Origin of the sequence: Polaromonas sp. CG_23.6 (assembly GCF_029892315.1) — a bacterium.
Lineage (GTDB): Bacteria > Pseudomonadota > Gammaproteobacteria > Burkholderiales > Burkholderiaceae_C > Polaromonas.
Window position 1 is genome coordinate 3,688,864 of sequence record NZ_JARXUY010000001.1, and the last position, 23,715, is coordinate 3,712,578.

The following is a 23,715-nucleotide window of genomic DNA, read 5'->3' on the forward strand; positions in this document are numbered from 1 at the left end:
GAAACAGGCTTTTTGCTTAAAAAACCAATGCTTCAAGCCGGTCAGGCAGGTGGCAATTCGACAGGTTTTTCATGCCGGGACTTCACAAAAATGTCCCATGCCGCCATGAACATGGCGCCGATCACCGGGCCAATGACAAAACCGTTGAGTCCGAACAACGACATGCCGCCAATGGTTGAAACCAGCACCACATAGTCGGGCATCTTGGTGTCCTTGCCGACCAACACCGGGCGCAAAATGTTGTCGACCAAGCCGATTACCAGTACACCATATGCAATCAAGAGCACACCTTGCCAGATGGCACCGGTGGCCAAAAAGTAGATGGCGACCGGAATCCAGACGATGGCCGCGCCAATTGCCGGCAGCAGCGACAGGAAGGCCATCAGCGTGCCCCACAAAATCGGTGCATGGATGTCAAGGAACCAAAGAATCAACCCGCCCAATATGCCCTGCACCACGGCTACCACGATGTTGCCCTTGACGGTAGCGCGGATGACGGTGGTGAATTTACTGAACAACTGCAGCTTGATCTCTGCCTCAAGCGGTATCGCTTCCTTGATGCGTCGCGACAGGGCTCCGCCATCGCGCAGAAAGAAAAACAGGAGGTACAGCATGATGAAAAAGCTGACGAAAAAATCAAAGGCATTTTGACCGATGCTCACGGCCTGGGTAGCGATGAACTGGCTTCCCTGCGTCAGGCTGCTGGTCACGCGTTGCTGAATCAGCACAAGATTGTCAAGGCCTGAGCGGTTGAGAATGCTGGTCACCCATGAAGGCAGCGCGCTGTAGATTTGCTGAAAATAGCGGCTGAAACTGAGCTCGCCGGACTGAACCCGCTGGTACATGCTGGCAGCTTCCTGCGTCAGCATGGCGCTGACCAACCCGACAGGCAGTATGACCAAAACCAGAATGATGGAAAGCGTCAGCAAGGCCGCCAGCGTGCGTTTTTTTGGCATCTTTCTGAGCAGGCTGATGAACAGCGTGTTGAACAAAATGGCCAGCACTGCGCCCCAGAACACCGCGCCATAATAAGGCCAGAGCACCCAGAAAAAGCCCAGCGAAACCACGGCCAGCAGCAGCAGGAAAGACCGGTCTTCCAGGCGGGAAGAATTGGCCATTTTTGAAAGTTTCATAGGGTTGCGCAAAGGGTTGTAAAAACGGGAACGCCCATGGTAACGGCACCCATTGCCCGTGCTGTTGCCGAAATCGCATTAAACAGGCGACTGCTCAAAAGATTGCATCGACAGTCTTGCTCGAGAACAGGTAGCGAAAGGCTTGTGCGGCCCGGTCATCAATTGGAAATATGGTCGTAATAGCAGTGCACTTCAGAGGGCCTTGGCGCAAAGCTGAAACCATTGCCCGGAGAAAAGGCGGGGTTTCAGGGTGCAACCGCATCACCGCGAGTCGCTGGCATCTTCATCAGCGTCTTTTTTGTCAAATTCCATGTCGCTGTCCAGGTCGGCGCTGTCATCGGCCAACTCGTCGACTTCACTCAAGTCGTCGAGGTCTTCATTCGCATCGCCGTCAGCGTCAATCGCAGCGCCAGGAGCCACTTCGATATGGTCGGGCAAGATATCCGTATCAGTCGGGTCCAGGCCCAGACCATTGCCTGCCGAAGTGCGTTCGCCAGTGCCTGCAGCGTCGCTGTCGCTGGACAACTCGTCGTCACCGTAAGCGCCTACCGCATCGCTTCCACTGTCGGAGTTGTCGCTGGGGCCAAGGGCATGAACGTCTTTTCCGATGATTTCCTCAGGGGCGGAGCCGCCCAGAATGCTGCTGGTTGCCATGGTGTTTCCTTGTGCTTTTGAAATCCGTCGGGATGCCTTGATTGTCGAAAGACGGGCCAGCGCGCACTGTGGGACAGTCCACGCCACTGCTGTCAGCCGCGGGCGCATGCATGGCGACGGTCTGAAACCAGCCAGGCTTTCCAGCCGGTCAAAGTAGTATGCGCTGGCATGCACGCCGCGTAAAGCTGCGAAACACGCTGCAAGTTTGCTGGATTCGCCGGGCGAACTGGCGTCCAATGGCATCAATGTTTGATTCCTTCGCGTCAGCGAAACCCCTCATGAATTTTTCCACCGTACTTTTTCTCCTGCCGTTTCACCGAAACCCGGCTATTTCCTCAGTTCCCACCGTATGTGCCAGCGGGTCGTCCTTGCAAGCCTGCGCCACAAGGCTCGCCGTGAGCATGGCGGCTTTACTGCTGGCCTTGAACGTCCAGGCCCAAAACGCCGACGCTCCGGCTGCAGCGACTGCCGAAGCGGTGGCTGCGGAAATGTCGGCACCACGCTACTCGGCGAGCGACCTGGAAAGGGCTTTCGGTTTCATGGACGGCAACCGCGACGGCAAGGTCAGCCGGGAAGAAGCCTCGGGCTTTCGCGGCGTGGCAAAAAACTTCGACCGGGCCGACACCAACCAGGACGGCTTCCTGTCGCGCGAGGAATTTGACGCGGCCATGAATTACGTCAAACCCAAGTGATCGTCCTGCATGCACCGGCTTGCAGCCGAAAGAGGCGGCAAAAGCTGCCAGTGAGCCTGTGAATTGAGTTACGTCGTAGCCGTCCGGGCGCTGTGCGAATTCACTGCCAAGCAGGGCGACCTGGACTTGCGTTTCACGCCTTCACCGTCTGCCCAGGAAGGCATTGCCGGCCATGCGCTGGTGGCTTCGCGCCGCCATGCAGGCTATCAGGCTGAGTTGAGTCTTTCGGGCGATTACAGGGAACTGCATGTGCGGGGCCGCGCCGATGGCTACGATGCGCAAAAAAATCAGCTGGAAGAGGTCAAGACCTTCCGCGGCGACCTGGCCGCGATGCCTGAAAACCACCGCAAACTGCATTGGGCGCAGGTCAAGGTTTACGGCTGGCTGCTGTGCCAGAAGCTCGAACTGGCCGAGGTGCGGCTGGCGCTGGTTTATCTGGACATCAACAGCCAGCAGGAAACCGTTTTAACCCAGCACTTCACCGCCGAGACGCTGAAAGCTTACTTTGAAGCGCAGTGCGAAAAATTCCTGCACTGGGCGCAGCGGGAAATGGTGCACCGAGCAGCGCGCGATGACGCGCTGGCGTCGCTGGCTTTTCCGTATGCAGAATTTCGCACCGGCCAGCGCGAACTGGCCGAAGCGGTGTACCGCTCTGCCACCAGCAGCCGCTGCCTGATGGCGCAGGCGCCCACAGGCATTGGCAAGACCATCGGCACCGTTTTTCCGCTGCTCAAGGCCGCGCCCAAGCAACAAATTGACAAGATATTTTTTCTGGCGGCCAAGACGCCGGGCCGCCGCCTGGCGCTCGATGCGCTGGCGCTGGTCAAGCACGGCGCACCGTCCCTGCCCTTGCGCGTGATCGAGCTGGTGGCGCGTGACAAGGCCTGCGAGCATTTGGACAAGGCCTGCCATGGGGAGTCATGCCCGCTGGCACGGGGTTTTTACGACCGCCTGCCGGCGGCACGCAGCGCGGCGCTGGCCGAACCCGGTGCGGACGGCCTGCTGGACAAGGAAACGTTGCGCACGGTAGCGCTGGCGCATGGCGTGTGCCCCTACTATCTGAGCCAGGACCTGGTGCGCTGGTCTGATGTGGTGGTCGGCGACTACAACTATTTCTTCGACGTGAGCGCGCTGCTCCATGGCCTGACGGTGGCCAACGGCTGGTGCGTCAGCGTGCTGGTTGACGAGGCGCACAACTTGGTGGATCGGGCACGAAAGATGTATTCAGCCGAGCTGGACCAGACCGATCTGGCCGGCGTGCGGCAGTCGGCCGGACCCGCGCTGAAAAAGCCGCTTGACCGCCTGCACCGCGTCTGGCGCGACCTGGCCAGGGATCCGCAACATCCGATCGATCAGGCTTACCAGGTTCGCGCCAGTCTGCCGGACAAGTTCCTCTTGGCATTGCAAAACGCCACCAGTTCCATCAGCGATGATCTGGAGGAAAATCCGACGCGAGTGGATACCGCACTGCAGCGCTTTTACTTTGATGCGCTGCATTTCTCGCGCATGGCTGAAAGCTTTGGTGCGCATTCCCTGTTTGACATCACGCAGGATACGGCACAAGGTCGGCATGCCTTTTCAGCCAACCGCCCGGCGGCCAGATTCAGCCGGCTGTCCATTCGCAACGTCGTGCCCGCGCCTTTCCTGGCGCCGCGCTTTGCCGCTGCCCGGTCGGCCGCACTGTTTTCTGCGACGCTGAGCCCGCAAAACTACCATGCCGACACACTCGGCCTGCCGGCCAACACGGTATGGGTGGATGTACCGTCGCCATTCCTGGCCGAGCAACTGGCGGTGCAGGTCGTCGGCGACATATCCACCCGGTACCAGCACCGCGAGTTGTCACTGGCGCCCATCGCGCAGCTGATGGCGCGGCAATACCAGCAACAACCGGGCAATTACCTGGTGTTCGTGAGCAGTTACGACTACCTGGAAAAACTGGCGGGGCGCTTCCAGCAGTTGCATTCGCAAATACCGATCTGGATGCAGACCCGGCGCATGGATGAAGTGGCGCGCGACGAGTTCCTGGCGCGCTTTGTGCCTGAGGGAAAAGGCATTGGTTTTGCGGTGCTGGGCGGCGCGTTTGCCGAGGGCATCGACCTGCCCGGCCAGCGGCTGATTGGTGCCTTCATCGCCACCCTGGGGCTGCCACAGGTCAATCCGGTCAATGAGCAGATCAAGCTGCGGATGGCTGAAAATTTTGGCGTTCGTCAGGCGTATGACTACACCTATCTTTATCCGGGCATTCAAAAAGTCGTGCAAGCTGCGGGCCGGGTGATACGCACCACACAAGACCAAGGCGTGATTTTTCTTATGGATGACAGGTTTGCGCGACCGGAAGTCAAACGCCTGCTGCCTGCGTGGTGGGAGGTTCGGCAAATGCGGATCCGCCCTGCGAATCCCATCGACGAAATCTGGCCAAGGGAAGTGTCGGTTGATAGCGCGTCACCATGAAAAAACCCGCCGAAGCGGGGTTTTCGTCTGCACAAATGTTCAGCAAGCTTTTCAGAATACCCCGAAGAGCATCAACAACAAGATGACAGTGATGGGAACACCGAGTAACCAGGCAATGATGGGCATGTTGATCTCCTTGGAAATGGGTTTTTGCGGTTGAGAGCCCTAAGTTAAAAGAAATCGCTTGCGACTTTTGCCAGCATGCAAGACACACACCCGTAAGAAATATCCGAAGACTCTGTAGTTTTGCAAGCCCCTCTGAAACCAGGCACTTCATGCATCCAGTCCGAAAAGATGGAAAAAGGTTTTCCCCCCACAAACGTCAAGCTTTTCAGGCTTGCAAAAGCAGAGCGTTTTACGTAACCGAAAAACCTGATCCAGCGTTTTTTTAAACGCAATCTGCATACATTCTTCCCTCTTGTCGCACTTCATTCATTGGGATTGTTGCCCTTGATGCCGTGCTGCTCCTTGAAAGCGAGTTGAACCAGTTCAAGCTGGTCAACCAAAGCATCAATCCTCTGGAAGTCCTTGTCTGGTTCGGTTAGCAGACGTTCCAGTTCATCGCGCAAATGGGCGTATTCGGTCTTCAAGTCTGTGGTCACCGCCTTATTGGGAAGGTAGCTGCCGGGAAAAGGAGGGGTCGTGTTTAAAGGCATGAAAAAACTCGTTGTATGGGAGTCACAGCACGGTGAGCGCTGATGACTCAACTGACAGGTGAGTCATCTAATCATTTGCGGTGACGCATCGCTGTAGGACGGCAACGTATTTTTATTTTTCAGCCTTGATCGGATATCCACAAAAAATAGGCGGTCATAAAATCGAAAAAATACGTTGGCCTCATATTTCAATGTCAAAAAACACCGTATGTGGTTTTCACGAATATTCAATCAGGATACCCTGGCTATATTGAACTTTCTCTCAACACCGCATCAGCCGATGCACTATCCGTATGACCATCTCAACACCCCCCTCGAAACCGCCGCTCTACCGTTCCCTTTACGTCCAGGTGATTTGTGCCGTCATTGCCGGCGTTGCCTTGGGCTTTTTCTATCCCTCGGTGGGCGAAAGCATGAAGCCGCTCGGTGATGGCTTCATCAAGTTGATCAAGATGATGATCGCGCCCATTATTTTTTGCACCGTGGTGGTGGGCATTGCCGGCATGGAAGACATGAAGAAGGTGGGCAAGACCGGCGGACTGGCACTGCTGTACTTTGAGGTTGTCAGCACCTTTGCGCTGATCATCGGGTTGGTGCTGGTCAATGTTTTGAAACCGGGCGTCGGCATGAACATTGACGCAACGACGCTGGATACCAAGTCCATTGCGGCTTACACCGCGCCCGGAAAGATGGTGGGCACGACCGACTTCATCATGAATGTCATTCCAACCGCATTTGTCGATGCGTTTGCCAAGGGTGAAATCCTGCAAGTGCTGCTGCTGGCTGTGCTTTTTGGCTTTGCCTTGCACCGCTTTGGCGGCCGGGGAACGATGGTGTTTGACTTGATCGAGAAAACATCCCATGTGTTGTTCGCCATCGTGGGATTCATTATGAAGGTCGCGCCTGTCGGTGCCTTCGGTGCCATGGCCTTCACGATTGGCAAGTATGGCGTCGGTTCGCTGTTTTCGCTGGGCAAACTGATGGGCGCGTTCTACCTGACCTGCCTGATTTTCATCTTTGTCGTTCTCGGCACCATCGCCCGCCTGCATGGCTTCAGCATCTGGAAATTCATCAAATACATCAAAGAAGAGTTGTTGATCGTGTTGGGCACCTCATCGTCTGAGACAGTGCTGCCGCGCATGATGGAAAAGATGGAAAACCTGGGCGCGAAAAAGACGACCGTGGGCTTGGTGATTCCCACCGGCTATTCGTTCAACCTGGACGGCACCTCGATTTATTTGACGATGGCGGCTGTTTTCATTGCGCAGGCCACCAACACGCCCATGACATTGATGCAGGAAATCACGTTGCTTGGCGTCTTGTTGCTGACCTCAAAAGGCGCGGCGGGTGTGACGGGAAGCGGCTTTATCGTCCTGGCGGCGACACTGTCGGCAGTTGGCACCGTACCGGTGGCTGGCCTGGCCTTGATTCTGGGAATCGACCGCTTCATGTCGGAAGCGCGTGCGCTCACCAATCTGATCGGCAATGGCGTGGCGACGCTGGTCGTGGCGAAGTGGACCAATGAGCTTGACGTTGTGCGGCTTCAAGCCGGGTTGAACAACGAGACATGGCAAGAAGCCCAGGAACCTGAAATGGTGCTGGACAAAAAAACGGAACACATGGCCGTTGGGTCTTGATATTTTCAGTGAATGCGCCCGACCGGGCACATTCACTGTCTGTCAACGGCAAACTGGGGCAGCATTGATGCTGCCCCAGTTTGCGGAAACTTTATTGCGCTTTAGCGATTCTGGCGTGGTGCAGGACCGGGCCCACGGCCTGCGATGTGACGGAAAGTGATGCGGCCTTTGCTAAGGTCGTAAGGCGACAGTTCCAGTGACACCTGGTCGCCGGCCAGAATGCGAATGTGGTTTTTGCGCATCTTGCCCGAGGTATAGGCCACAAGCTTGTGGCCGTTGTCCAGCGTCACGCGAAAACGCGAGTCGGGCAGCACCTCGTCAACCAGACCATGCATTTCGATTAATTCTTCTTTTGCCATCTAAAACTCCTGATATTTCAAAAAATTATTTTGTATCGCCAGCCCACACGGGCTGGCTGTGTTTTATGCGCAAACAGGGGACGAGCTTTCGTGAATCCAGCCCAGTGCGTGTTCGGTAGCGTAATGTACGGCAGCAGCAGCGCTGTCAAAAATTCCGGTGAAACGCAGCACCCTGTCATGGGTACCGCTGCCGCGACCGGAGCGGATGGAAACTGAAGCCGCAAAGCGGCCTTCGCCCTGCTTTTTTGCAACTGGCGAGACAAGGTATTTACCTACCTCTATTCGGGTGTCGTTCATATTCATAAAAATCTTCGCCGGATATTTTTTCCGGCTTCTTTGGGAAAGGGTAACCAGCTTGCGAGCAAGCCAACGTGTATTCGGTATCTAGCCGCCAGTTCATTGAGAAGCCGGGCGGGGTTGAGCCATAAGTGGGCACTGTTGGTGGAAGTGCTCGCCAGGAAATGAAACAGTGCTGTGGGCATCAAAGCTGAAAAACCTTGAAAGCAGTGCCAGATCGCTGGGAATTCGGGCTCTGGGAAGCGCCGCATTTGAGAAAGAAGCCGGGTGTAATAAAGACTTCGATGAAAAACGCTGATGCGTTACCGAACCCACCATTATAACCGGGCAACCCGTCAGCGGCTCTTGTTCGTTCAACATTCAAATTGCGGATGCAGTTGACGGATGCGGTTCATGGCGCGGCCGGCAGCGGCGGTGCGGGTTTCCACGCCGAGCTTGGCGTACACCCGTTCCAGGTGTTTTTTCACTGTTGCAGGGCTGGACCCCAGAATGTCGCCGATGTCACGGTTGACCTTTCCTTTCACCACCCAATACAGCACCTCGGCTTCTCTGGCGGTCAGCTTGAAGCTCAGGCCAAGGACTTGCAACACCGCATCGTCCGAAATTTCACGCATCACGATCAGCCAGTCGCCGCCGCTGTCACTGTCGTCGGTTTGCTGGTGCAGCCGGAATGTCAGGCGACGCGGCCCCTGCTCGATCGTCAGGCGCGGCGGCTCGATCTGGCGCTGGGCATCAGGCAGGTGGCGGCGCAGCCAGTCGAGGACCGCCTCGGGCGTTTGCGGCGCGGTGGTGCCGTAGTAGCGCATAAGCAGATCACGCGCCAGCGGCGTCTGCCAGATCAGCTTGCCGTCACCCTGCCCGTTCGCATTCATCCGTACCGTCATGCTGGCGTAGCCGAACGCATCCAGGGCGTTGCGCGCCTGCCCGGCCTGCCGCACTTCCTGCCGGGCCCGACGTGCGCCCTGCAGATGCACACCCATGCGCGCCATCACTTCCTTGGGCTTGATTGGCTTGGTGACATAGTCGACGCCGCCGGCCTGCAGGGCCGCTACCAGGTGCTCGGTTTCGGTCAGGCCGGTCATGAAGATGATCGGGATATGGGCCGTTTCAGGCATGGCCTTGAGTTGCCGGGCAACTTCAAACCCGTCCATGCCCGGCATCATTGCGTCGAGCAGCACGATGTCGGGCAGGGCCTGCCGGGCACGTTGCAGCGCGGCTTCGCCGCTGGTAGCAACCAGCACGGTGTAGCCCGACTCGTCGAGCGCATCGTGCAACACCGACAGGTTGTCGGGCACATCGTCAACGATCAGCACCACATCGCTGTTGACACGGTCCAGGGTATCGTTCAGGCAGCTTCCCCTTGTCGGCGCGTCAGGCATGTTGTTCATGGCCTTTCTCCTTGTGTGTCTGTTATTTGCGTGAGCAGGCTGGCCATGGCTTCGAACCTGAACTGGCGCGCCAGCACGCGCATCTCCTCGACGAAGGCTGCGGTGGCAGGTTGCTGGGTTTCAATGTCCGCCAGCTTGTTGTGAATACCCCTGTAAAAGCCCAACTGCACCACTTCAAGCAGGCTGGCAAGCTGGCGCGCATCCGGCAATATGCGCAGCGCGGGCATGACAAGCATCGAGGCGGGGTTTGGTGTCGGGTCGGCATGGCACCAGACCAGGCCGAGGGTTCTCTCCAGCCAGTCGATCAGTTCGGTGTGGCGCACCGGCTTGAGGATGAAATCCTCCGTGCGTATGCCCACATCGTTGTCCAGCCCCTTGTCAAAAGCATTGGCCGACACGATTGCCAGGTGAATGCCGGCATGCCCGGATTTGCGCACGCGGCGCAGCGTTTCCCAGCCATCAATGCCGGCCATGGCCAAATCCATGAAAATCACGTCGGGCCGGTAGCCCGCCGCCAGCAGGTCCAGGCAGTCGTGGCCGCTGGCAGCGGTGCGCATCTCGAAGCCCATGGGCTCCAGCAGATGCACCAGCAGTTCGCGGTCGGGCTCCTCGTTGTCGACCACCAGCAGCTTGCGCCGCACGCCTTCATAGCCCTGAGGCCGACGCCGGGCGTTGCGGATTTTGGTCGCCGGAAAACTGCCCGCTGCCATGTGCACTTCCGGCAAAAACAGCCGGATGCCAAACACCGAGCCCTTGCCCGGCGCGCTGACCACGGTCATCTCGCCGCCCATCAAATCGGTCAGCATTTTGGCGATCGTCAGGCCCAGGCCCGCGCCCGATGCGCCGCCCACACTCTGGCCGGCGGTGCTGCCGCGCGCAAAGGGCTCAAAAATATTGTCAAGTTCAGCCGCGCTCATGCCAGGGCCGGTGTCCTGGATGTCGATGTAGGCCATTTCGCGCGCATGGCGCACCCGGAAAGTGACCTGGCCTTGGGCGGTGAACTTGATGGCATTGCCCAGCAGGTTGATCAGCACCTGCCGCACCCGCTGCTCATCGGCGCGCACCAGTTCAGGCAGGTTGCCGACGGCTTCGAACACAAAGCGCAGGCCCTTGGCCGCCGCCTGCAACTCGAACATTCCCTCTATTTCGTGTACACAGTCAGCGAATGGCATCGGCCTGACATTGAGCGTCAGTTTGCCAGCCTCGATGCGGGCGATGTCCAGCGTGCCCTCGATCAGCGACAGCAGATGCTCGCCGCCGCGCTTGATGACGTTGACCGCCTGCTTGCGGTGCGGCGGAATGCCGGCGTCTTCGCCCATCAGTTGCGCATAGCCCAGAATACTGTTCAGCGGCGTGCGCAACTCGTGGCTGATGGCGCTGATGTAGCGGCTCTTGGCCTGGTTCGCCTGGTCGGCCACGCGCTTGGCCTGCTGCAGCGCTTCGTCGGTCTGCCGGTGGGACTCGATTTCCTGCATCAAGAGGTGCGTCTGGCGGTTCGACTCTTCCTGCGCCACCTGCCGGCTCTTGTGCGCCAGCACCAGCCACCAGGCAACCAGTCCGGCCATCACCAGCAGCGCCATGTAGGCCTTCAAAAAACCTGATCGCAAGGCCGAATCGGACGCCGCCAGTTCGGCCACCGAACTGATTTCCTGGCGGTACAGCAAGCCAAACACAGCAGCGAGCAGTGGCACGATGACCGTCATCAGCAGCAAAAAGTGGCTCAAGCCGGTGTCCAGGTACGGCCAGATGCGGCGCGGCAGCAACCAGCGCAGGGCTGCAGACCACTGCACCGACAGGCGCGCATGGGGCTTGCACAAGTCGCCGCAACGCGCGTCCAGCGTGCAGCACAGCGAGCAGATCGGCCCCTGGTAGGCCGGGCAATGCGCCATGTCGGGGCCTTCGTAGCTGCGCTCGCAAATCACGCAGCGCTGGGTGGCGTGGCGTTGGCAAGGCCCGTCGGCAGCCAGTGGCGCAGAACGGCGCGCAATGTAATAACGCCCGCTCGTTGCCCAGGCAATCAGCGGCGCCGCGACAAACGCCGTGGTCATGGCAATGACGGCTGAAAAAGCGCGCGCCAGTTCGCCATACAAGCCCAGGTGCGCGGTGATGGACAGCAGCGACGCCAGCGCCATCGCGCCCACGCCGACCGGGTTGATGTCGTACAGGTGGGCGCGCTTGAACTCGATGCCTGGCGGGGACAGGCCGAGCGGCTTGTTGATGACCAGGTCGGCCACCACCGCCATCACCCAGGCAATCGCAATGTTTGAATACAGCCCCAGCACGTCGCCAAGGGCCTGGAACACATTCATTTCCATCAGCATGAAGGCAATGGCGGTGTTGAACACCAGCCAGACCACCCGGCCGGGATGGCTGTGCGTCAGCCGCGAAAAAAAATTCGACCAGGCCAGCGAGCCGGCGTAGGCATTGGTCACATTGATCTTGAGCTGCGACACCACGACAAACAGCGCCGTCGCACCGACCGCCCAGCCGTAGTGGGGAAACACATATTCATAAGCCGCCAGGTACATCTGGTTCGGGTCCACCGCCCGGTCCAGCGGCACCATGTTGGAAATCGCCAGGTAGGCCAGCAGCGCGCCGCCGAGCATCTTGACTACTCCCAGGAGCACCCAGCCCGGTCCGCCGATCAGCACACCGGCCCACCAGCGCCAGCGGTTGGCGGGCGTCTGCACCGGCATGAAGCGCAGGTAGTCAGCCTGCTCGCCCATCTGGGTGATCAATGCAATGCCGACGGTCAAGGCCGCACCAAAAAGATGCAGATTGAAAGTGCCCGATGCACTTTTTTCGCCTGCATAGTTGACAACACCAGAAAACGCACCGGGAGCGTGCACAAAAACATAGGCAAACGGCACCACCAGCATGACAAGCCACAGCCCCTGCGTCCAGACCTGCAGCCGGCTGATGGTCGAAACCCCATGCGTGACCAGCGGAATCACCACCAGTGCACAAACCAGATAGCCCCACTTGGGCGGAATCCCGAAAGCCAGTTCCAGCGCATAGGCCATGACAGCGGCTTCCAGCGCAAAGAAAATGAAGGTGAACGAGGCATAGATCAGCGATGTCAGCGTCGAGCCGATATAGCCGAAACCTGCGCCACGCGTCAACAAGTCCATGTCCACGCCATAGCGCGCCGCATAAATACTGATTGGCAGGCCCGCCAGGAAAATGATCAGCCCCGTCGCCACGATGGCCCAGAAGGCATTGGTGAATCCGTATTTCACCAGCAAGGTGGCTCCCACGGCCTCCAGAATCAGAAATGACGCGGCGCCAAACGCGGTGTTGGCCACCCGCCATTCCGACCATTTGCGAAAGCGCTGCGGTGTAAAGCGCAGTGCATAGTCTTCCATGGTTTCGCTGGCGACCCAGCTGTTGTAGTCGCGCCTGACCTTGATGATGCTCTGCACCGCCACCTTGGGGCCGACACCCTGGTCTTCATCCGGCAAACCCAGGGGCGTGCCCGGCTGAATCAACGGTAAGGGCGTGGTGGTGTCCATGAAGGCGTGGGTGACAGGCAGAAAAATTTTAGATCCCATGCTTACAGCAGCTTTTGTGCCACGCAGCCGCAGCCCCCCCCCCCCCGGCAGCAGGTCCTGAACGCCGGTGGCACCAATCTTGCAATTTTGGAAGAGCCGAACCCGAAAGAGCCCCATGGAATTGACGCCCCGCGAAAAAGACAAACTGCTGATTTTTACCGCCTCCCTGCTGGCCGAGCGGCGCCGCGCGCGCGGCCTGAAGCTCAACTACCCCGAAGCCGTGGCGCTGATCAGCGCCGCGGTGATGGAAGGTGCACGCGACGGCAAGACCGTGGCGCAACTCATGAGCGAAGGGCGCACCATCCTGAGCCGCGCCGACGTGATGGACGGCATTGCCGAATTGATTCCCGACATCCAGGTCGAAGCCACCTTTCCCGACGGTACCAAGCTGGTCACTGTGCACCAGCCGATTGTCTGAAAGGATTGCGCACCCAGCCTGCTTCTTTGCACAGTCACTCTTTTTTTAATAGCTGCTTGCGCCCTGCCCGCTTGCGCTATAGCCTGTTTTGATACTTTTTTCAGGAATTATCCTTATGTCACGCAAACTGACTCACGCTATTTTATTAATAGCTGCTGGCGCAATGGTGACCGGCGCATCAGCCCATATGGGCACCGATCCTGCTGCCCACGCAGAAATTGGCTTCGCCGATGGACTGCAGCACCCGTTCACCGGCCTGGACCACTTGGCCGCGATGCTGGCCGTGGGCTTCTGGAGCGCCTTGAGCGCCCGCCGGTTGTGGTCCGGACCGCTCGCTTTCGCGGCGATGCTGCTGGCAGGCGCAGTGATGGGCCTGGCCGGCATGGCACTTCCGGCGGTCGAGCCGATGATTGCTGCTTCGCTGCTGGTGCTGGGTTTGCTGGTGGCGCTGCGCACACGCCTGCCTGCTGCGCTGGCCGCTTCACTGGTCGGCCTGTTTGCGATTTTTCATGGCGTTGCGCATGGCACTGAACTGGCAGGTGCTGCGAATATCTTGGCACCGCTGTCGGGCATGCTGCTGGCTACGCTGGCGCTGCATGCCATCGGTCTGGGCCTGGGCTTGAGCTTTCGTCCCAGCACCTGGGGCTCACGCCTCGCGGGCACCGGCGTCGCGGCGCTGGGCCTGACACTGCTGGTCCGACTGGCCTGAAGAAAGCACCCCATGATTCCAGGCGAACTGTTCACCGACGGCCCCGACCACCTGCTCAACGAGGGCCGGCGCACCCTCACTTTGGTCGTGCAAAACACCGCCGACCGGCCGATCCAGGTCGGCTCGCACTACCACTTTGCCGAAACCAACGGCGCGCTGGGTTTTGACCGCGATGCGGCGCGCGGCATGCGGCTCAATATCGCCTCCGGCACGGCCGTTCGCTTCGAGCCGGGCCAGCAGCGCACCGTCGAGCTGGTGGACTTTGCGGGCGAGCGAAAAATCTACGGCTTTCGCGGCCTCATTCAGGGAGCGCTTTAATGGCAAGCATTGGACGCCGCGCTTACGCGGAAATATTTGGTCCCACGGTGGGCGACCGGCTGCGGCTGGCCGACACCGATCTGATGGTCGAGGTCGAAGCCGATTACACCTTGCGCGCCGGCAGCTACGGCGAGGAAGTCAAGTTTGGCGGCGGCAAGACCATTCGCGACGGCATGGCGCAGTCGCAAAGAACCAATGCCGAAGGCGCGATGGACACAGTGATGACGAACGCGCTCATCCTCGACCATTGGGGCATCGTCAAGGCCGACATTGGCCTGAAAGGCGGTCGCATTGCCGCCATCGGCAAGGCCGGAAATCCCGACGTTCAGCCCGGCATCGACATCATCATCGGCCCCGGCACCGAGATCATCAGCTGCGAAGGCATGCTGGTGACGGCTGGCGGCATTGACTCGCACATCCACTTCATCTGCCCGCAGCAAATCGAGGAAGCGCTGACCTCGGGCGTCACCACCATGCTGGGCGGCGGCACGGGTCCGGCCACCGGCACCTTTGCCACCACCTGCACGCCCGGCCCGTGGAACATCGAGCGCATGCTGCAGGCCGCCGACGCCTTCCCGATGAACATCGGCTTTCTGGGCAAGGGCAATGCCAGCCTGCCGGCTGCGCTGCACGAACAGGTCAACGCGGGCGTGATTGGTCTGAAGCTGCATGAAGACTGGGGCACGACGCCAGCGGCCATCAGCAACTGCCTGGACGTGGCCGAGGCGCTTGATGTGCAGGTCGCCATCCACAGCGACACGCTGAACGAATCGGGCTTTGTAGAGAACACGATTGCCGCGACCAAGGGCCGGGGGCTGTGCGCCTTTCATACCGAAGGCGCGGGCGGCGGCCATGCACCGGACATCTTGCGCGTGGTCGGCGAGGCGAACTTCCTGCCGTCTTCAACCAACCCGACCATGCCCTACACCATCAACACGCTCGACGAGCATGTGGACATGCTGATGGTCTGCCACCACCTCAACCCTTCGATTGCCGAAGACCTGGCGTTTGCCGAAAGCCGCATCCGCAAGGAAACCATTGCCGCTGAAGACATCCTGCACGATCTGGGCGCCATCAGCATGATGTCCAGTGACAGCCAGGCCATGGGCCGGGTCGGCGAGGTCATCATACGCACCTGGCAAAACGCCCACAAGATGAAGCAGCAGCGCGGCAAGCTGCCAGGGGACACCGAGCGCAACGACAACTTCCGCGTCAAGCGCTACATCGCCAAATACACCATCAACCCGGCGATCGCCCACGGCATTTCGCACGAGGTCGGCTCGATTGATGTCGGCAAGTTCGCCGACCTGGTGGTCTGGAAACCGGCATTTTTCGGCATCAAGCCGTCGATCATCCTCAAGGGCGGCTTCATTGCCATGGCCGCCATGGGCGACCCGAACGCCTCGATCCCGACGCCGCAACCGGTGCATTACCGACCCATGTTCGGCGCGTTTGGCGGCGCCCTCGCCAAGGGCTCGCTGACCTTTGTGTCGCAGGCCGGGCTGGCCGCCGGCATCAAGGAACGCTTTGGCCTGGCCAAGACGCTCAGCGCGGTGAAAAATATTCGCGGCGTTCGCAAGCAGCACATGATGCATAACGACTACCTGCCGAGAATGGAAATCGACCCGCAGACCTATCTGGTGCGCGCCGACGGTCAACTGCTGACCTGTGAGCCAGCGACCAGCTTGCCGATGACGCAGCGCTACTTTTTGTTTTAACTTGCGTAACTCAATGAATGCAAGACGATAAAGGGGAATAGCTGCAGAAAATACGCAGCATTTCGATGGGTGAAAGAAATAGGCCTGAGAATGTAACTTTTAAAGGCTCACAGATGATGATGAAACCAATAACTATTCTTGCTGCAAGCGTTGCGCTGGCAAGTGCAGCCATCGCACAATCTTCAGCCGGAGGCTTTACGGGTAACGCCGCCCCAGCGCGTGGCGGCTTCACGGGCCCCGCGACCGTGGTGACGGTAGAGCATGCCAAGACCCTGAAAGACGATACTGAAGTCACCCTGCGGGGCACAATTGAACGGCACACAGGCGGTGAAAAATACGTTTTTCGTGATGCCAGTGGCACGGTGGACATGGAAATTGACAGCGACCGTTGGGTTGGTCAGACCGTATCACCTCAAGACCAGGTTGAAATCTTCGGAGAAGTCGAAAAGAAATGGAATGCTGTGGAAATCGATGTCAAAAGACTGCGCAAACTGTGATGGACCCGCACGCCGAACCCAACCCCTTTTCTGAACAGCCTGCCAAGCCCGACCAGCGCATGCTGAAAGCCAGCAAACTGCTGCCGCTAGGCGCAGGCTTGGCGCCAGTGCTGCTCAAGCGCGCGTCCACACTTGAACTTGACTGGGATGTACGCCAGAAAAGCCGCTTTGACGCGCTGGATTCACTGGGCCGCACGCTGGGCGTGTTCCTGCCACGCGGCACCCTGGTGCGCGGTGGCGACGTGCTGCTGGTTGAAGACGGCTCGATGGTGCGGGTGATTGCCGCGCCGCAGGCGGTGCTGCGCATCACGGCATGTACGGCGCACGGCTCTCCCTTCGACCTGACGCGCGCCGCCTACCACCTGGGCAACCGCCATGTACCGATTGAGTTGCAGCCCGATCACCTGAAAATCGAGCCCGACCATGTACTGGCCGACATGCTGCGGGCGATGCACCTGACGGTGCAGGAAGTAGCCGAAGCGTTTGAACCCGAAGGCGGCGCTTACAGCACGGGCGGCCACAGTCACGCACACAGCCATTCGCCTGACGCACCGGCTGTAATTGCCGCGCCCGCCGCAGCCCATGTCCATGTCCATGGACCGGACTGCCATCACGATCACGGCCATGCGCATGAGGCCATCAAGCCCGTCGCCATCCAGATTCATCCGCGCAAGCCCCACAGCCATTGACACAGGTGCGCAGTTGACGACGAAAACGGCACCGGCCCTGTCAGCAGCCAGCCTGCTTCAGCTGATGTGGCTGGCCTCCCCGGCCTTGCCTGTGGGCGGATTTTCTTACTCGGAAGTGCTTGAAGCGGCCGTTGACAGGGCGGGAGTAGCTACGGAAAGCATAGCATCTGACTGGCTGAACGACCAACTGCACCTGACGCTGGCGCGCGGCGACCTGGCCGTGGTGGCCGAGGCAATCACGGCTTGGCGCAAATCAGACCTGACGCGCGTTCAACAGCTCAACGACTGGGTACTGCAAACCCGCGAAACCAGCGAGTTGCGGCTGCAGGCCGAGCAAATGGGCCGCTCCCTGCTCGACTGGCTGCGCAACCATGACGGTGCCAACTTGGCGCACATCGACGCCTGTGCACGCATGCAGCCAACCTATCCGGTGGCCTTTTCGCTTGCGGCGTCGCAAACGGCGGCCAGCGTACGCGACTGCATGCTGGCGTATGCCTTTGGTTGGGCCGAGAACATGATGCAGGCCGCGCTCAAGTCCGTGCCGCTGGGCCAGAGCGCCGGCCAGCGCATCCTGGCGCGCCTGGCCCGGGACATTCCCGCCGCCGTTGAAGCTGCCCTGCACTTGCAAGACAGTGAACGCCAGGCGTTTTCACCCATGCTGGCAATTCTTTCGGCCCAGCATGAAACCCAGTATTCGCGGCTCTTTCGCTCCTGATTTACGTTTGACGAAGCGTTCCTTTTCAACCCTCCAAGGTATTTCCATGCGCCTGCACCACATCGCCAACCGCACCAAGCAACTTCCGCCGCTTCGCGTGGGCATCGGCGGACCCGTCGGCTCGGGCAAGACCACCCTGCTGGAGATGCTGTGCAAGGCCATGAAGCACAAATACGACCTGGTGGCCATCACCAATGACATCTATACCAAGGAAGACCAGCGCCTGCTGACCGTTAGCGGCGCGCTGGACGCCGAACGCATCATGGGTGTGGAAACCGGCGGCTGTCCTCACACCGCCATCCGTGAAGACGCGTCGATCAACCTGGAAGCCATCGACCGCATGCTGGAGGAGTTCCCCGATGCCGACGTGGTGTTCATCGAATCGGGTGGCGACAACCTGGCCGCCACCTTCAGCCCCGAACTGAGCGACCTCACCATCTACGTGATCGACGTGGCCGCTGGCGAAAAAATTCCGCGCAAGGGCGGCCCGGGGATCACCAAAAGCGACCTGTTCGTCATCAACAAGACCGACTTGGCGCCTTATGTGGGCGCAGATCTGGGCGTGATGGAAGCCGATACCATCCGCATGCGCACCACGGCCAAGGGCTTGAAGCCTTTTGTCATGACCAACCTGAAAACCAACACCGGCCTGGCCGAAGTGGTGGCATTTATTGAAAGCAAAGGCATGCTTAGAGCTATCTGAACGTTATTTTTCGGGTCACAGCCCGAGTCCTGCCGGGCCTGAGGTTAAACTAGTGGGCTTGGAAGCGTGGCAGAGCGGTTGAATGCAGCAGTCTTGAAAACTGCCGAGGATGCGAGTCCTCCGTGAGTTCGAATCTCACCGCTTCCGCCAGGAAACTTGGCATTCATGCAGGTTTCACGGCAATCAGGTGACATTTCTCACATCGCAACATTAATCAATGAACGCCTGCAAACGGCGTTTTATAGCGATCAGTGGCCGTTGGCTGCGCTCTGCTTACCCCAAATCCGCATAAAAGGGACTTGCCCTCAGACCAGGAATGCGCGCGTAAAACTGGAGACGTATTCAGAGTCGGCTTTGAGCTTAGCGGCCAGCGCCTTGTGAACGGACGCGTAGACAATCTGCTCGCTTATCTGTGTGAAAGGCGTCTTCAGCCGGTCGCCATCCGAGTCAATCCAGAACCCCTCCCGGCCCAGGATGACGGCATTGAGTTTTCGCGAAACGGTGCGGTCATCGACTTTCTTCTCATCGGTAAAAAGCATGGCGGCGCCGGCATGTCCATCATCAAATGCGTAGGCAGCGGAGGCATAAAGGTTACCAAACGGTGTGATGACCCGCAACCGGGTCGTTCCATCGCCCTGCGGTACCGGTTCTGAAGCGATGTCAAGATTGAGAAGAGCCTGCCTGAACTGGTCGAACAGAGCGAAAAACTGTGCATGGAGTTCCCGTGCCTGCTGGACGCTTTTGCCCAGCTTGTCTGCTGTTGTCGCATCCTGGTATTTTTTCATCTCTGGGTTGGCCACGTTCACCTCCAAACGCCAATATCGGCACCACAGAAGGTAGCACTTCTTTTTGTCGCCCAGCCCTGTTCCACCGAAAAATCACGCGGTCTTTCCTGACTTGGTTCAAGGCGCCTCAGCGCTTCTGGCCGGGTTGCGCTTTTTCCATCTGCTGAAGCTGCCGCTTGCGTTTGCTCTTGTTTTTCGATTCCGGCTCGACAGGCCGATCACGCAGGGCCCGCGCCTCTCGTTCCTGAACCTCCTTTTTCTGCTTCTTCTTGCGAAAATGCATGAAGGTGCGCCCCACGCCAAAGCTCGCGAGGGTGCTGATGGCCAGCAGGATGATGCTTGAAGTTTCCAGTTCCATGGTGTGTGAATGCCGGCTCAATCAGCCAGAAAAAGAGATTGCAGATCGTTCAGAAAATCAAAGCCGCGCTCGGTCGGCTTGACGTGGACAAAATCACGCGTAACCAGTCCCATGCGCTCGGCCTCTTCCAGCCCTTTTTGGATCGCGGTGAATGGCAAGCCGGTCTTGTCGGCAAAATCCTGCAGCTTGAAGCCGTCCCGCAGCCGCAAGGCATTGAGCATGAATTCAAACGGCAGGTCGGCACGACTGACTTCTGTTTCCTGAGTCACCGCATCGGCGGCCAGCGCCTTGTCCATGTAGAGCTTCGGCTCGCGGTAACGCACTTGGCGAACCACCCGGTGCGCAAAACTGAGCTTGCTGTGCGCGCCGGCGCCAATGCCGAGGTAGTCGCCGAATTGCCAGTAGTTGGTGTTGTGAAAACAGCGGTGGCCGTCCCGGGCATAAGCCGACACTTCATAGCGCTGCAGGCCTGCGCCTTCGGTCATCTCGGTGATCTGGTCGAGCATGGCGTAGGCCGTGTCTTCCTCCGGGATCACCGGCGGAAACTTGGCGAAGTAGGTGTTGGGCTCGATCGTCAGGTGGTAGATCGAGATGTGCGGCGGCGCCAGGGCCAGCGCCTGCCGCATGTCCTGCGCCTGGTTTTCCAGCGTCTGGCCGGGCAACGCGTACATGATGTCGAGGTTAAAGGTGTCAAAGGCCTGCGCGGCTTCCTCTACTGCCGCAATCGCTTGGGCGCGGTCGTGCACGCGGCCCAGCGCCTTCAGGTGAACATCGTCAAAGCTTTGCACACCGACCGACAGGCGGTTCACGCCGGCGCTGCGAAACGCCTTGAAACGGTCTTTTTCAAACGTACCGGGATTCGCTTCAAGCGTAATTTCACAGTCGGCCGCCAGCTTAAGCCGGGCGCGGATGTCGCCCAGCAGACGGTCGATGGCCTGCGGCGAAAACAGGCTGGGCGTGCCGCCGCCAATGAAGATGCTGTGCACCGTGCGGCCCCAGACGAGTGGCAGCGACGCTTCCAGATCGGCCACCAGCGCATCGATGTAGCGCTGCTCGGGCATGATGCCCGCCACTTCGTGCGAATTGAAGTCGCAATACGGGCATTTCCTGATGCACCAAGGCAAATGCACATACAGCGACAGCGGCGGTAACGCGGCGAGTTGCAAGGTGCCGCTGCGCATGTAGTGCTGAACGTCTTTTTGGGTCATGAAGATTTCGAGTCCGGTTTACAGCCAGCGTTCACGCAGCAATTCAATCATTTGCCGCATCGCCTTGCCACGATGGCTGTTGGCGTTTTTCACGCTCACCGGCAATTGGGCAAAAGTCTGGCCGAACGCGGGGAGGAACATCACCGGGTCAAACCCAAAGCCGTTGGTGCCCACGGGCGAAAGGGCAATTTCACCGGCCACGCGCCCGCTGGCAACCAGCGGCTCGGGATCATCGGCAGAGCGCACCGCGACCAGCGTGCTGACCAGGGCGGCGCGACGCTCTGCGGGCTGCGACAGGTGTGCCATCTGCTCCAGCAAAGCCTTGACGTTGTTGTCGTCGCCCTTGGAATAGCCGAACTGTGTGGCATAAAACGCAGTGTCCACGCCGGGCTGTCCGCCAAACGCTTCCACGCAAAGGCCGGCGTCGTCAGCCAGAGCTGGCAAGCCACTGAGGGCAGACGCATGGCGCGCCTTGGCAAGGGCATTTTCTACAAAGGTGCGAAACGGCTCCTCGGCTTCCGGGATGGCCAGATCGGACTGCCTGACCAGTTCAAGGCCAAGGGGCGCGAGCATGGCCTGAAGTTCGGCCAGTTTTCCCTGGTTGTTTGAGGCTAGGACAATTTTCATGATGGAAATAGGTATTTACGCATGTTCAACGGGTATTGATAGCTATTAATTTAATAGTAAATGACGCCTTGATGCCACGCTGCCGACAAAAGCACTGGTGAGGCGATTCGATCACGTGTGGTGATTTCGTCGAAGGCGCGCACAGTGTCAATTGTCGGGCTGGAAAACGCCGGCTGCATCAATAAGGAAAAAAAGCGCTGTGCAAGTACCAGACCTGAACGACTGAACGGTGCGATCAGGCTTTCCTGGAAGTCGAACGGAGGATGGCCGCATTGATTTCGGCGATCGAGCGTTCGATCATGGCGTCATCGAGGTCGTCGGATTCGCTGTCCAAACCACCGGCATCGAGCGTGGAAGCAAAACTGCAGTCCATCACGGTTTCGGCAGAGTCGTGCCGGATGGACTCAAACACATCGGGCGTTTCCCATTCCATGGCCAGGGTAGTGACGTTGTCGCTGTGCTCTCCCCCCGCCAGCAATGCACTTTCCACCATTGCCGGAACTGCAATGGAAACGCTCTGGCTACTTAGTTGCGCAACTATTTCCGCATCGTTCAGACTGTCCCATAAACCGTCTGAGCAGAGCATCAGTTTGTCCCCCTGCTGCAAGGCAAATGGACCGGCAATCTCCAGAGTTGGCTTGGCGGGAGAGCCCAAGCAAGTGAACAGGATGTTGCGATTTACGGGTTCCAACGCTTTCAGCCCGGCCCGCGACTGCTCAAGAAGTGAATGGTCACGGGTTCGCATCAGCAACTTTCCATCACGAACCAGGTAGAGACGCGAATCGCCGCAATGCACCCAGCTTGCACTGGCGCCCTGCACGACCGCTGCTACCAGCGTGGTTCGCGGGGTGTCAAGCATGCCTTTTTGAGACGCATGGCGAATGATGCGGTGGTGCGCTGCCAGCGCAGCACTGGCAAGAAACTCAGCCGGGTTACCGATCATGGGTTTGGCTTCTTTCTGATACAAAGCCGAAATCGTGTCAAGGGCAATCTGGGCGGCGACTTCTCCTTCAGGATGTCCGCCCATGCCGTCAGCCAGCACAAACAGGCCTGACTCTCGTGTGTAACAGTAGCCCATACGGTCTTCATTCACCGCACGGCCGCCAATGCGACTGAGTTGAAAAACCGAAAATTTCATGTAATCCGGGTTTCCGGAATATTGGTCTTGCGAGCTGCTTTTTTGTTGTCGGACACCACGCTGTCAAACTGCAATCGCACCCTTTCGCCAACCGTCAACTTGGTGTAACTGCGCGCGCTTTCGCGACTCAACTCCTTTTGCAGGGCGAACACCGATTGCGGCCGTGCCAGTGGGTCCAGTGCCATGCACCACAGGATGACTTCAATCAAATTGTCGGAGTAAATCCCGCGCAGACGAGACAAGGCCAATGACAGCCTGTCTTTTTCAATTCGCTGCGGAGCGTCGTTGGGCGGATAACCCTGCATGCAGGCATAAATGCAAGCGCCAATCGCATAAATATCGGTCCAGGGACCCATGGACGAATCGCGCCGGTACATTTCAGGCGCCGCAAATCCGGGCGTGTACATGGGCCGGATGAAATTGCCCTCTTTGCTCAACACCTCTCGGGCCGCGCCAAAGTCAATCATCACCGCCCGGTTGTCGTCAGTGATAAAGATATTGGCCGGCTTGATGTCGAGGTGCAGCATTTTGTGCTGGTGCACGATGCGCAGGCCCCGCAAAATTTCGTCAAACAGCGAACGAATGGTAGATTCGCGAAACACCTTGGATTTTTTAAGGTCGCGCGCCGTGATGATGAAATCCTGCAGGGTTCCTCCTTCCAGGTAATTCATGACCATGTAGACGGTTTCGTTCTCGCGAAAGAAATTCAGCACGCTGACCACCGAGCCGTGCGAAATCTGCGCCAGTGAACGGCCTTCTTCAAAAAAGCTCTTCAGACCTAACCGGTATAACGAAAGTTTTTCAGGGAGTACCTGCGGCAGTAACTGGCCAACGGCGCGGCTGGCCAAAGACGAAGGCAGGTACTCCTTGATGGCAAACTGCTGGCCTTCGCTGTCTGCAGCCAAGTAAACTACACCGAATCCACCGGCCGAAAGTTTTCGCTCAATGCGATAGCCTCCGATCATGGTGTCAGGCGGCAGGGGTGAAGGCTTGACCTTTGACATAAATTCTTTG

The 23,715-nt window shown here is 58.8% G+C and carries 24 protein-coding genes and 1 tRNA gene; 12 read left to right on the plus strand and 13 right to left on the minus strand.

Annotated elements, in window-relative coordinates; all coding sequences use genetic code 11:
- Positions 1–41 precede the first annotated feature (41 nt).
- Together H4V98_RS17435 and H4V98_RS17440 are read right to left on the minus strand one after the other, a co-directional pair.
- Positions 42–1,133 carry an AI-2E family transporter gene (locus H4V98_RS17435; protein WP_231374843.1) on the minus strand — a complete coding sequence of 364 codons (1,092 nt, stop codon included), beginning with the start codon at positions 1,131–1,133 and terminating at the stop codon, positions 42–44.
- Between the two features lie 261 nt (positions 1,134–1,394).
- Positions 1,395–1,787, minus strand: coding sequence for a hypothetical protein (locus H4V98_RS17440; protein WP_196864445.1), 393 nt, complete (start codon positions 1,785–1,787; stop codon positions 1,395–1,397).
- A gap of 401 nt (positions 1,788–2,188) precedes the next feature.
- Between H4V98_RS17440 and H4V98_RS17445 the strand changes: the two genes are divergently transcribed.
- Positions 2,189–2,479 carry a hypothetical protein gene (locus H4V98_RS17445; RefSeq protein WP_196864446.1) on the plus strand — a complete coding sequence of 97 codons (291 nt, stop codon included), beginning with the start codon at positions 2,189–2,191 and terminating at the stop codon, positions 2,477–2,479.
- A 63-nt stretch (positions 2,480–2,542) separates the two neighbouring features.
- Positions 2,543–4,930, plus strand: coding sequence for an ATP-dependent DNA helicase (locus tag H4V98_RS17450; RefSeq protein WP_196864447.1), 2,388 nt, complete (start codon positions 2,543–2,545; stop codon positions 4,928–4,930).
- Between the two features lie 428 nt (positions 4,931–5,358).
- Here H4V98_RS17450 and H4V98_RS17455 read toward each other — a convergent pair whose 3' ends face one another.
- Positions 5,359–5,586 carry a hypothetical protein gene (locus H4V98_RS17455; protein WP_196864448.1) on the minus strand — a complete coding sequence of 76 codons (228 nt, stop codon included), beginning with the start codon at positions 5,584–5,586 and terminating at the stop codon, positions 5,359–5,361.
- Positions 5,587–5,879: 293 nt separating this feature from the next.
- On the opposite strand from H4V98_RS17455, the gene H4V98_RS17460 reads away from it, so the two are divergent.
- Complete coding sequence (locus tag H4V98_RS17460) at positions 5,880–7,223, plus strand: dicarboxylate/amino acid:cation symporter (RefSeq protein ID WP_196864449.1); 1,344 nt, start codon at positions 5,880–5,882, stop codon at positions 7,221–7,223.
- 101 nt (positions 7,224–7,324) lie between these two features.
- Here H4V98_RS17460 and infA read toward each other — a convergent pair whose 3' ends face one another.
- From infA to H4V98_RS17480, 4 genes are all read right to left on the minus strand, one after another.
- Positions 7,325–7,582, minus strand: a complete 258-nt coding sequence (gene infA, locus H4V98_RS17465; protein WP_026780839.1) for a translation initiation factor IF-1 — start codon at positions 7,580–7,582, stop codon at positions 7,325–7,327.
- Positions 7,583–7,645: 63 nt separating this feature from the next.
- Positions 7,646–7,885 carry a hypothetical protein gene (locus H4V98_RS17470; protein ID WP_196864450.1) on the minus strand — a complete coding sequence of 80 codons (240 nt, stop codon included), beginning with the start codon at positions 7,883–7,885 and terminating at the stop codon, positions 7,646–7,648.
- Between the two features lie 347 nt (positions 7,886–8,232).
- The gene (locus H4V98_RS17475; protein ID WP_196864481.1) at positions 8,233–9,258 is read right to left on the minus strand and encodes a response regulator transcription factor; all 1,026 of its coding nucleotides are present in this window, start codon (positions 9,256–9,258) and stop codon (positions 8,233–8,235) included.
- A 5-nt stretch (positions 9,259–9,263) separates the two neighbouring features.
- Positions 9,264–12,632, minus strand: coding sequence for an ATP-binding protein (locus H4V98_RS17480; protein ID WP_231374848.1), 3,369 nt, complete (start codon positions 12,630–12,632; stop codon positions 9,264–9,266).
- A 301-nt stretch (positions 12,633–12,933) separates the two neighbouring features.
- Between H4V98_RS17480 and H4V98_RS17485 the strand changes: the two genes are divergently transcribed.
- From H4V98_RS17485 to H4V98_RS17525, 9 genes are all read left to right on the plus strand, one after another.
- Positions 12,934–13,236: an urease subunit gamma gene (locus H4V98_RS17485; RefSeq protein WP_029523770.1), complete on the plus strand. Its 303-nt coding sequence runs from the start codon at positions 12,934–12,936 to the stop codon at positions 13,234–13,236.
- 115 nt (positions 13,237–13,351) lie between these two features.
- Entirely contained in the window at positions 13,352–13,945 is a 594-nt protein-coding gene (locus H4V98_RS17490) for a HupE/UreJ family protein (RefSeq protein ID WP_196864451.1), read from the plus strand.
- Positions 13,946–13,957: 12 nt separating this feature from the next.
- Positions 13,958–14,263 (plus strand): urease subunit beta, encoded by a 306-nt coding sequence (locus H4V98_RS17495; protein ID WP_196864452.1) that lies wholly within the window; start codon positions 13,958–13,960, stop codon positions 14,261–14,263.
- Positions 14,263–15,981, plus strand: a complete 1,719-nt coding sequence (ureC, locus tag H4V98_RS17500; protein WP_196864453.1) for an urease subunit alpha — start codon at positions 14,263–14,265, stop codon at positions 15,979–15,981. The genes H4V98_RS17495 and ureC overlap by 1 nt, the downstream gene beginning before the upstream one ends.
- A 113-nt stretch (positions 15,982–16,094) precedes the next feature.
- Positions 16,095–16,478, plus strand: coding sequence for a NirD/YgiW/YdeI family stress tolerance protein (locus H4V98_RS17505; RefSeq protein ID WP_231374842.1), 384 nt, complete (start codon positions 16,095–16,097; stop codon positions 16,476–16,478).
- Between the two features lie 59 nt (positions 16,479–16,537).
- Complete coding sequence (gene ureE, locus H4V98_RS17510) at positions 16,538–17,167, plus strand: urease accessory protein UreE (RefSeq protein WP_196864484.1); 630 nt, start codon at positions 16,538–16,540, stop codon at positions 17,165–17,167.
- 64 nt (positions 17,168–17,231) lie between these two features.
- On the plus strand, positions 17,232–17,882 hold the full coding sequence (locus H4V98_RS17515; RefSeq protein WP_196864485.1) for an urease accessory UreF family protein: 651 nt from the start codon (positions 17,232–17,234) through the stop codon (positions 17,880–17,882).
- Between the two features lie 46 nt (positions 17,883–17,928).
- Positions 17,929–18,585, plus strand: a complete 657-nt coding sequence (gene ureG, locus H4V98_RS17520) for an urease accessory protein UreG (RefSeq protein WP_196864454.1) — start codon at positions 17,929–17,931, stop codon at positions 18,583–18,585.
- A 60-nt stretch (positions 18,586–18,645) separates the two neighbouring features.
- Positions 18,646–18,735: transfer RNA gene (locus tag H4V98_RS17525), tRNA-Ser, on the plus strand.
- 155 nt (positions 18,736–18,890) lie between these two features.
- On the opposite strand, the gene H4V98_RS17530 is transcribed toward H4V98_RS17525, so the two are convergent.
- The 6 genes from H4V98_RS17530 to H4V98_RS17555 all read right to left on the minus strand — a co-directional run bounded on the left by H4V98_RS17530 (position 18,891) and on the right by H4V98_RS17555 (position 23,705).
- Positions 18,891–19,385 (minus strand): hypothetical protein, encoded by a 495-nt coding sequence (locus H4V98_RS17530; protein WP_196862186.1) that lies wholly within the window; start codon positions 19,383–19,385, stop codon positions 18,891–18,893.
- Between the two features lie 112 nt (positions 19,386–19,497).
- The gene (locus H4V98_RS17535; RefSeq protein ID WP_231374540.1) at positions 19,498–19,728 is read right to left on the minus strand and encodes a hypothetical protein; all 231 of its coding nucleotides are present in this window, start codon (positions 19,726–19,728) and stop codon (positions 19,498–19,500) included.
- A 17-nt stretch (positions 19,729–19,745) separates the two neighbouring features.
- Positions 19,746–20,936, minus strand: a complete 1,191-nt coding sequence (gene hemW / locus H4V98_RS17540; protein ID WP_196862185.1) for a radical SAM family heme chaperone HemW — start codon at positions 20,934–20,936, stop codon at positions 19,746–19,748.
- Positions 20,937–20,954: 18 nt separating this feature from the next.
- Positions 20,955–21,563, minus strand: coding sequence for an RdgB/HAM1 family non-canonical purine NTP pyrophosphatase (rdgB, locus tag H4V98_RS17545; RefSeq protein ID WP_196862184.1), 609 nt, complete (start codon positions 21,561–21,563; stop codon positions 20,955–20,957).
- Between the two features lie 235 nt (positions 21,564–21,798).
- Positions 21,799–22,701, minus strand: coding sequence for a protein phosphatase 2C domain-containing protein (locus H4V98_RS17550; protein ID WP_196862183.1), 903 nt, complete (start codon positions 22,699–22,701; stop codon positions 21,799–21,801).
- Complete coding sequence (locus H4V98_RS17555) at positions 22,698–23,705, minus strand: serine/threonine-protein kinase (RefSeq protein ID WP_280757771.1); 1,008 nt, start codon at positions 23,703–23,705, stop codon at positions 22,698–22,700. Before H4V98_RS17555 ends, H4V98_RS17550 begins: the two co-directional genes overlap by 4 nt.
- Between the last annotated feature and the right edge of the window lie 10 nt (positions 23,706–23,715).